Origin of the sequence: Yoonia sp., assembly GCF_046498525.1 — a bacterium.
In the GTDB taxonomy this organism is placed as follows: Bacteria; Pseudomonadota; Alphaproteobacteria; order Rhodobacterales; family Rhodobacteraceae; genus Yoonia.
In genome coordinates this window covers 1-5,658 of sequence record NZ_JAWOAN010000087.1, presented here as the reverse complement: position 1 = coordinate 5,658, position 5,658 = coordinate 1, and the positions used below count along the sequence as shown (strand labels likewise).

At 56.7% G+C, this 5,658-nt stretch carries 5 protein-coding genes and 1 pseudogene; 2 read left to right on the top strand and 4 right to left on the bottom strand.

Annotated features, from left to right (window positions below; translation table 11 throughout):
• The first annotated feature begins 523 nt into the window (after nt 1-523).
• A complete protein-coding gene (locus tag R6T97_RS05710) occupies nt 524-3,238 on the top strand; it encodes an ATP-binding protein (RefSeq protein ID WP_372922663.1) in 2,715 nt (904 codons plus the stop codon).
• A gap of 73 nt (nt 3,239-3,311) precedes the next feature.
• On the opposite strand, the pseudogene R6T97_RS05705 reads toward R6T97_RS05710, so the two are convergent.
• Nucleotides 3,312-3,506: pseudogene (locus R6T97_RS05705) on the bottom strand (transposase domain-containing protein); the annotation flags it as partial.
• A 396-nt stretch (nt 3,507-3,902) separates the two neighbouring features.
• Here R6T97_RS05705 and R6T97_RS05700 point away from each other — a divergent pair.
• Complete coding sequence (locus R6T97_RS05700; protein WP_410348332.1) at nt 3,903-4,196, top strand: hypothetical protein; 294 nt, start codon at nt 3,903-3,905, stop codon at nt 4,194-4,196.
• 404 nt (nt 4,197-4,600) lie between these two features.
• Here R6T97_RS05700 and R6T97_RS05695 read toward each other — a convergent pair whose 3' ends face one another.
• The 3 genes from R6T97_RS05695 to R6T97_RS05685 form a co-directional block, all read right to left on the bottom strand.
• Nucleotides 4,601-4,735 (bottom strand): hypothetical protein, encoded by a 135-nt coding sequence (locus tag R6T97_RS05695; RefSeq protein ID WP_295512594.1) that lies wholly within the window; start codon nt 4,733-4,735, stop codon nt 4,601-4,603.
• A 75-nt stretch (nt 4,736-4,810) separates the two neighbouring features.
• Nucleotides 4,811-5,008 carry a peptidoglycan-binding domain-containing protein gene (locus R6T97_RS05690; protein WP_410348331.1) on the bottom strand — a complete coding sequence of 66 codons (198 nt, stop codon included), beginning with the start codon at nt 5,006-5,008 and terminating at the stop codon, nt 4,811-4,813.
• A 14-nt stretch (nt 5,009-5,022) separates the two neighbouring features.
• The gene (locus R6T97_RS05685) at nt 5,023-5,472 is read right to left on the bottom strand and encodes a hypothetical protein (protein ID WP_410348330.1); all 450 of its coding nucleotides are present in this window, start codon (nt 5,470-5,472) and stop codon (nt 5,023-5,025) included.
• Nucleotides 5,473-5,658: the final 186 nt, after the last annotated feature.

Sequence of the window (5,658 nt, the reverse complement as noted above, 5' to 3'; positions counted from 1 at the left end):
ATCAACCGCTGCGCGCCAGACCGTAAAAGTTCTGTCAGAGGATCAGGCGAAAATCCCTGTGGATCGGGCAGTTGGGTAATGGTATTTGTCGTCATGTGGCATATCCTTTTCTCAGATGAGAATTGCGGCGCGTGAACAACGCCATGATATGCCGCCCCTCAGGGGCCATCACCAACTTTTAGCTATATCTCGGTGCCCCCATGTGCTAGCTTCTTACGAAACTTTAGATGACACTACCATTGATGCCTGTGAGTTTGGGAGCCCTGATCGTGTGCCAAAAAAGCTGTTCGACGCCGACAAACTCCGCAAGGCTCTTATTTAAAAAGCGTCGTGGCTGTCATTGCGTGATCAGGGGCAGTGGATTCAGTGCCCTTTCAGCCGCCGTTGGCGGTTTGCAAGTTTCCACATGCGTCATCAGCCTCAATAGGCTACGCTTTGTTTATTAAATCAGTGTGCTGCGCAGGAGCCGATAAGCGGCTCCGACGATGAGGGTGCATACATCGGAAAAGCTTGAGGCCTGACCATGAAGAATCTTGACGCCCAAGCCATCCTGAAAACGATGCATCAGCCACTCATCGTTCTCGACAAGTACCTTTTCGTCAAGGGCGCGAACAGGGCCTTCTATCATAAATTCGAGGTCAATCAGGCCGAAACAGAGGGTGTTGCAATCTACGATCTCGGCAACGGGCAGTGGGATATTGCGAAACTGCGCGAGCTGTTAACCGACATCCTCCCAACCAGCGGTTCCGTCGACGACTTCGTGGTCGAGCACTGCTTCGAAAGTATCGGTCGCCGCATCATGAAGATCAATGCGCGTGAGATCCCTGAGCACGATCCTGACGTGATCCTGCTGGCAATTGACGACATTACGCAGCACCAGGATTTACTTTCCCAGTTGGAATGGCAGAAGGAACTTGCCGAGGAAACCATCGAGGCTTCTCCTGTGCCTTTTCTGGTCCTTGGTGAAGACCTCAGGGTTCAAAAAGCCAACGATACGTTTTACGACGCCTTCAAGGTCGATCGGGAGGAGACCATCGGTCACCTCGTCTTCGAGCTTGGCAACAATCAGTGGGACATTCCGAAGCTGCGTGAATTGCTCGAAGATGTTATCCCCGAAAACGATACTGTCGATGACTTCGAGGTCGAACACGACTTCGAGGAGATCGGGCATCGCAGCATGGTGCTGAATGCCCGCCGTATCGACCACTTGCAGCTCATCCTGCTTGCCATCGATCTTACATCGCACCGGGTGATTGAGCGGACGCAGCTCGAAGACGCGGAAAGGCGCAGCTTTACGTTGGGGCTCGTTGACCGCATGCGGGAAGAAGAGGATGAGGAGTCCCTTGTCGATGTAACATGCGCGGCGCTTGGCCACCGTCTGGGTGTCGACCAGGTCCTTTATGGAGAAATCGGCGACAGCGACGGGCAATTCATGCCGCACCTCTGGAGCAACGGTCCCCGACCCGAGGCCAGTCAGAACGTCCAGATCCCTTTTCTCGACCTGCTGAAAGAAGGTCAGACGGTTACCATCGATGATACGCAGGAGTACACCGCAGTCTCCGGACTTGTCTACGCCCCGTTGATGGAGGGTGGCCAGCTACGCGCGGTCTTGGGCGTTCAGTTTCTCACCCCGCACGACTGGCGCTCTGTTGACGTCAAGCTGGTCGAAGATGTGGCCGAGCGGTTGCGGGATGCAGTAGCACGATGCCGGAAAGAAGCCCAGCTCCGGATGAGCGATGAGCGCTTCTTGTTGGTGACGAAAGCTACGAACGACGTGATCTGGGACTGGGATATGATCGCCGGCACCTACTGGTGCAACGAGAATTTGCAAACGATGTTTGGCCATGATCCGGCTCAGATAAAGCCCGGGTCTGAATTCTGGATAGAGCGTATCCACGCCGAGGATAGGGAGCGGGTAAGAGATAGCTTTTACGCAGCGGCCAGTGGCTTGGCCAGCACGTGGACCGAGGAATATCGTTATCCGCATGCAAACGGCAATCTGGCAACCGTCGTCGACCGCGCCTTCATTATCCGCAACTCCGAGGGCAAGGCGGTCCGTTTTTTGGGCAGCATGATCGATGTCACCGCGGAGCGCGACATGGAGAACCGACTGCGCCAAGCTCAGAAGCTTGAGGCCGTAGGACAACTGACTGGCGGCATTGCGCATGACTTCAACAACCTGCTGACGGTGATCCTTGGCAATGCGGAGATGCTCAGCGACGCCCTCGACGACCGAAAGGACCTACGGCGCTTCGCCAAGTCGATTGAAACCACAGCCGAACGGGGGGGCGAGCTGATCAAACGGCTGCTGGCGTTCTCCCGCACGCAGATGCTGGATCCGCACTTGGTGGACGTGGATGCTCTCGTGAAGGGAATAGAAGGCCTGCTGCGTCGAACGCTGACCGCGAACATCGATATCGCGTTCACCCGCACGGGACGCCGGTGGAAGACCGAAATTGATCCGTCACAACTGGAATCAGCGATCTTGAACCTGACGTTGAACGCCCGCGATGCAATGCCCGAAGGTGGCCTCCTTACCATCGACATCGCGAATGCAGAACTGGATGAGGCCACTGCCGCCGCGAGCGAAGAGGACGTGAACCCCGGGGAGTTTGTGTTGATCACTGTCACCGACACCGGCGAGGGCATTCACGCGGAAGTTATGGCGCGGATATTCGAGCCCTTCTTCACAACCAAAGAGGTGGGCAGTGGCTCCGGCTTGGGGTTGAGCATGGTCTACGGCTTCGTCAAGCAATCGGGCGGTCATATTTACATCGACACTGCACCAGGCGAAGGCACGTCGGTTAAATTGTATTTCCCGCGCGCGCGCAAGTCAGCACCTCAGCCCGACGTCCCGGCGGCGAATAGTGCGATGCTTGGCGGAGATGAAACGATCTTGGTTGTCGAAGATGACACGCTGGTGCGCGATCATCTGATCAGTCAACTTGAGGGGCTGGGTTATGAGGTCATTGCTGCCGCGTCCGGCCCCGACGCTTTGGAACTCTTGAAGCAGGCGCCGCAGGTAGATCTCCTGTTCACCGATATCGTGCTTCCAGATGGGATGAACGGTCGTCAGCTTGCTGAGACCGTCCAAGCACTGCGGCCCGAGATGAAGGTTCTCTTCACCTCTGGCTACACGGACAAAACTATGCTGGATCCCGACGTGGAATTTCTCAAGAAGCCCTATAGACGGGAACAAATGGCCGCCAGACTGCGAAAGGTGCTCGACCGGCGGTAGGTGATAGTTGGTCCTGTCACGGTTTGATGCCGCTCCTTTGATAGGTAAGCGTTCCCAGAAGGGCACTGTCGGGTCAGCTTGACGGCTTGAAGTTCCACGGTAGCAGATCGTCGATGCAGCTTTGCGGGTGGCCATTGGCGATGGCTGTGAGGGTTGCCTTGAGATCGGCGAAGGGCTCGACGCCGTTGATCTTGCAGGTCTCGATCAGCGAGGCGATGCGGCCCCAGGCGATGCCGCCCTCGTCATGACCCGCGAAGAGCGCATTCTTCCCTTTATGCAGAGGTTGAGAACGGCAATGCAAAAGTGAGCCACAGAAGTGGCGAGATTGTCTTGCTGCGGGCAGAGTAAAACTTTGCCACTTTGGCCCTTTCTGTTTGCAGGGAGGGCTGGGGTATTTTCAGCGTCGAACTTTACAGGAAGGTCCGCCTCGCGCGTCGAGGCGGCATGAGCGAACGGGCGACAAGCTTGTTGATCGTCTGGTTGTTGTCCACCAGGGACGGATTGCGATGGATGGCCCGCGGGACGCGATCCTCGAAAAATTGGCGGAGGCACGGGGGTGAGCGGGCAGGGGATGGATCCGGCAGCCACGCTGCGCCAAACGCGTGATAACAGGGGTGGGCATTTGATCATTCGGGCGGGGACCGCATGTCTATGCGTCTTCCTTTTGTGGTCATCACAGGCCGAGATCGACCAGGTCACCCGAGCGCAGGGCGAGGTCATCCCGTCGCAACGCACACAGGTTGTCCAACCGTTGGAAAGCGGGGCGCTTCTGGATCTCTATGTCGCATCGGGTGATGTCGTCAGCGCCGGCATCAAATGGGGGTGGCGCGAGGATAAGTCTGCCGCCAAAACCAAGACACTCCGCCGAATGGCTCGGGCATTAAAGCCCGCAAAGCTGATGGGAACTTGGTTTGTGGAACCCTTCAGGGCCAGCGGTCAAAGGGCCGCTGGCTGTTGAGGTAAAGAAAAACCCGACTCCAAGAACTTAGACATTTTAGAAGTCATGAAGCTGTGTTGCGCTGTCCTGGGTGCGCCCCATCGAAATTGCTCCTGCGATAAACGCACGGACCTTGTGCTTTCTTGTATCAAAGACGGAAATTCGTTCCTCTTGCGTTTGCTGACTAAGACAAAATGCTGCACCATTGACCAATGTCAGCTTTTGGGAAGCGAATAAATTGGATTTCGGGTGCGCTGAATGGCCGGTTTGGGCCGGTCGTGTAAATGCACAATGCTACCAGCCTAAATTTTGGAAGGCCGCCACACCTGCGCTGAGCTGGCACTTGCACCGCCTGTTTGAATGATTGAAAGGAACAGAGATAGGCTGGGAGACCTTCGTCTGGTGCGGAGCACTAGTACCGACGCTCATTTACCCTTTAGAATGGCGGCAATGATGAGGCCAATCGGGCCCAGTAGGGCGCCCCAAATCGCGCCTTTCCCGCCGTCGATGAAGAACCCGATGAGTCCGAAAACAATTGCGCCGACAATGATGAATTCCATGATGTGTCCCTTTCAGGTGACTGTGCAGAGGGGGCATCCCTCTGCACTTTGGATTAGCTGGTTGGCTGTTTTGATTTATTGGCCAGGCTGTACACCCAGCGCTTTCAATGTTGCTCTGTCCGGTGCACCGGTTGTCGGGAGGCCGTTTTGTTCTTGGAACATGCGCATGGCATTGCGTGAAGCGTTGCCCCAACCGGCGGCGAAGAGTGCGCAGTCGTGGCGCCCCGGTCGAAACGGGCGCTGGCCTGCCTCGGCGGCGTAAGTGATCAGCATGGAAAGCCTCTCCATCAGGCCCGCTCCCGCTTCTCGCCCCACCAGACGCCAACCTCGCCTGAGATGTCCGTGTAGTCTCTGAACTGGTCGCCCGCACTCCGCCGGCGCATCTCCGCGTCCGATCGTGTGAGTGTCAGCGCACGGGTCAAGCCACGGGCGGCACTGGCCAATGTAACAGTCGCCTCACTAGCGCCGCCCACTTCGCCGGTGCGGATCTTCACCTCGTCGACCCAGCCGCGAAACACTCGGATCGGCGCGGCAATCAGCTGGCCGGTCTCGAGTGATAACAGCCCGCGGTGCACCTCCGCCGGGGCAAGCCGCGCATCATAGCCGCGCAAGAGCTGCGCGACCTCCGGCGTCAGTGGGCTGAGGGCGACCTGCAGCATGCGGACTTCAAGCCCGATACCGGCGCGGATCGGTTCGACGCCAATCAGACTGCCAGCGCCGTAATAGGTGCGGTTCACACCGCCCATCGCGAGAGTGAGGTGATCATCGCCGTTTGTTTGAAATTAAAATTCCTGCCAATGAGTTTAAAAAATCAGGATTTTTTGAATAAGGGGTGCGGAATGTCGGTTTCAAGTAAACATTCCAAAGAAATATTCCATTGAAGAAGCAGAGATCATCTTGAAATCGGAAACCGCGAAAAGAAT